Below are 2,916 nucleotides of genomic sequence, written 5' to 3'. Positions count from 1 at the left end.
ATTTCCTGAAGAGACAAGATAAAAAATTCCGGAAACCGCTAAAGCTATTATAGCAATAATTCCGAATATCTGCAATAAAAAATTCAGAATATTTAACAGAAGCTGTGAAATATTTGGCGCCTCATCGATAACGCCAGCACGAGCAATGTTTATTAGACTTGTCATTAATCATTAGTGTTATTAGTCATTGGCTTTTTCTTTTTCGCCAACTGATCTAATGAAACTGTTTAACTTTTTAATCAGCAATACGTAATCAGAGAAAACTTTTCTAGCATTTTCTGTTTTAATGTATCCTAGATCCCTTGATAAAAATATAAAATCCTGAACTTCGCAGATAGAACCGCGTGCGTTGTAATAAAATTTTATTTTATCCTTGAAATGATATCTGCCGAAACCTTCTGCGATATTGGCGCAAACCGATGCGGATGCCCTTCTTATTTGATCAACAATGGCATACCTTTCCTCTGCTGGAAACTTTCTTGTTAATTTATATATTTCAAGCCTTAGTTTATGTGCAATTTTCCAAATTTCCAAGTCATAAAAACATTTAACCATAAACTTCTAATGACCAATGGCTTAATAACTAATGACCCCGATTAATTTCGAAGATCAACTGTGTTTCCGCTCACTTTTGGCTCGCCTCGTTGAGTCGAAGCAGGCTCCCATGGTTTTCCGGCTCGTGGATTGGTATATCCAATTTTTCTATTCGACTGAGGAGCAGTATTTATTCTTGAATCTCGACTGGGATAATTCGATGATTGCTGGAATGAAGTCCTTGACGGTTCTGGTTTTTTCTCACTTGAAAAAGTTTGCGGAGAAGAAAATCTCACATTAGCATTTGGCGCCTTATTGGATGATTGAAAATTTTGATTTAGCATATTTTGAGGTGCTCGCATTCCACCATCACTTTTCAAGAGTGGATTAGATTGGGAATAATTTGGAATTTGCTGTTTTGAAGTTTGAAAATCCGACCTTGGAATATTTTGAGTATTTTCTTTTTTATCCCATACTCCACCGACATTAGGACTCGACAATGAATTGTTTTGATAATTTGTCATTTTCTCAACCGGTTTCATTTCCTCCGTCTGCTCAAATATGACCTCTTGCCTATCAGGATCAACTTTAAGCGTCACATCCTCATCCAGCGAACGCAAAATTTCCGCCAGTTTTTTTCTTTCTCCTGAAGTAAGTCGCTTGGTATTTTCCGTATGAAAAAGATAATTTCCCCGCTCCATCATTCCATGCCTCTCTGCGCCCATCACGCTGCGATAATCCTCAATCCAATTCTTGATTGATGGCCGAACCGGCTGGGGGAAAATTTTAAGATGAATAGAGTTTGAAGTAACAACTTGTTCACCAAGATTGGGATATGTCCGCATCGCCTGAAGCAAGGAAAGTTCTAATTTGGGAGATTCTTTCTTTCCGCCAGTGGCTACATTGCTCCTGGGAACAAATTTGCTTTCCGATAATTCTTTGGCTCTGAATAAAATATTTTGATTTATTGGCTGGATAATTTGATTAGAAATTTCTGGATTTAAATTCAGCTTGCTGCTTAAAAAATTGGCGGCTGATTCCCAATTTTTACCTTTAGCGATTTCCCAAATTATTTGAGGAAGAGCGTCTCTTTGCGTTTGATTGAGATTGAATTTCTTGGCCAAATCATTGTAAAAAAGCGTATTATTGAATGACAGTAAAAAATCAACCAGATTTGGATTGACATCATCAAGAGCATTTGGAAAAATTTGCGCTCCGGCATATCTCTTCTGCCATTTTTCCCAAAGCTCTTTTTTAATTTCTTCCGTCGCCTCAGCAATCACTTTCTTTTCCTCATCTAAATCATAAACCATTTTCCCTGGCTTATTCCTGTCTTCATCATCGTAATAATTTTGAATATTTTTTATTACTGTCATAATTGCTAAAACTCAAAAGCTATTCGATTATCCTTAATATATTGAATCACATTTCCGACCCTGTCTTGATTTTGCATCGCCTCTCTTCCCAAATCACCATCCATTGCTCTAGCAATTTCAAAAACCCCTTTCAATGTTTCCTGGTCTTGAAGCAATTTTAAAATATTATCCTTATAATCCTTTGGCGCATTTTTAGTGATATATTCGATATGCTTTTCTGTAAGTCCGGCAAATATAAAATCAATTGTAAAACCGTATTTATCTAATAGTAAAACTGTTTTTTCTTCTCTGGATAATATGGAATGTGCAATCTTTTTTTTCACACTTAAGGAAGGTGCTATGTAATCACCAAAAGGCTCTCTTAAATCTTGCTCTATTTTCATTTCTTCTTCAATGGATAATTCTTCTTTCATATTTCTAAGCATTTGATCCCTTTCTTACTACAGCATTCATTTGATTATTTATAAATCTGTTAATTCTGGCAACTTGCTCATCTGTAAGTGATACTACTCCCGCATAAGCTCCTGTTCTATTAGCTAAGTTAGAAACTTCTACTCTTTCATTATTATGTGCATTTGCTGCAATGGCATCTGTTATACCAAGATCGACAGCACTTATATTTACAATATTACTAGTTCCAGTTGAAGCAGCTTTATTTTTAACATCTGAATCAACGAAGTCCTTCCTTTCACTGAAATCCATTTTCACATATGCCCTTGCTTGTTTAGCATCATCAATCTTTCCATTCTTAGCAGTGTTCTTGCCAAAAGTTGTTCCTGAACTACCAACAATTGTAGCAGCTGATGTCCCTCCCTTAATCAAATCTTCCGCTCCGTCATTAATTTTCTTATTATTTTCATCAACATTCATTTTATTGTATCTCTTTCTTGCTCCCTTACTTCCAGGAATTCCCCCATACCATGCATCTCCCCTTCTTAAATGACCATGCAGCCAATCTTGACTACGATTTGTCAATTTTCCAAATTTTTCTCCCAAATTACCCTTA

4 protein-coding genes are annotated in these 2,916 nt (G+C 35.9%); all 4 read right to left on the bottom strand.

Annotated features, from left to right (window positions below; translation table 11 throughout):
• Window positions 1-180: 180 nt before the first annotated feature.
• Window positions 181-555: a four helix bundle protein gene (locus WC906_05470; protein MFA5777850.1), complete on the bottom strand. Its 375-nt coding sequence runs from the start codon at window positions 553-555 to the stop codon at window positions 181-183.
• A 41-nt stretch (window positions 556-596) separates the two neighbouring features.
• The gene (locus tag WC906_05465; protein ID MFA5777849.1) at window positions 597-1,910 is read right to left on the bottom strand and encodes a hypothetical protein; all 1,314 of its coding nucleotides are present in this window, start codon (window positions 1,908-1,910) and stop codon (window positions 597-599) included.
• A gap of 5 nt (window positions 1,911-1,915) precedes the next feature.
• The gene (locus WC906_05460) at window positions 1,916-2,323 is read right to left on the bottom strand and encodes a hypothetical protein (GenBank protein ID MFA5777848.1); all 408 of its coding nucleotides are present in this window, start codon (window positions 2,321-2,323) and stop codon (window positions 1,916-1,918) included.
• A 4-nt stretch (window positions 2,324-2,327) separates the two neighbouring features.
• Window positions 2,328-2,916 (bottom strand): hypothetical protein (locus WC906_05455; GenBank protein MFA5777847.1); only part of this gene is annotated, 589 nt, incomplete at its 5' end.

The organism is Parcubacteria group bacterium (assembly GCA_041657845.1).
Taxonomy (GTDB): Bacteria; Patescibacteriota; Minisyncoccia; order Moranbacterales; family JAKLHP01; genus JAKLHP01.
This window is presented reverse-complemented; position numbering and strand designations above follow the sequence as displayed.

Bases quoted from the DNA above. Each gene is read 5' to 3' on its own strand.
- WC906_05470 (MFA5777850.1), bottom strand. From the start codon at position 555: ATGGTTAAATGTTTTTATGACTTGGAAATTTGGAAAATTGCACATAAA.
- WC906_05465 (MFA5777849.1), bottom strand. From the start codon at position 1,910: ATGACAGTAATAAAAAATATTCAAAATTATTACGATGATGAAGACAGG.
- WC906_05460 (MFA5777848.1), bottom strand. From the start codon at position 2,323: ATGAAAGAAGAATTATCCATTGAAGAAGAAATGAAAATAGAGCAAGAT.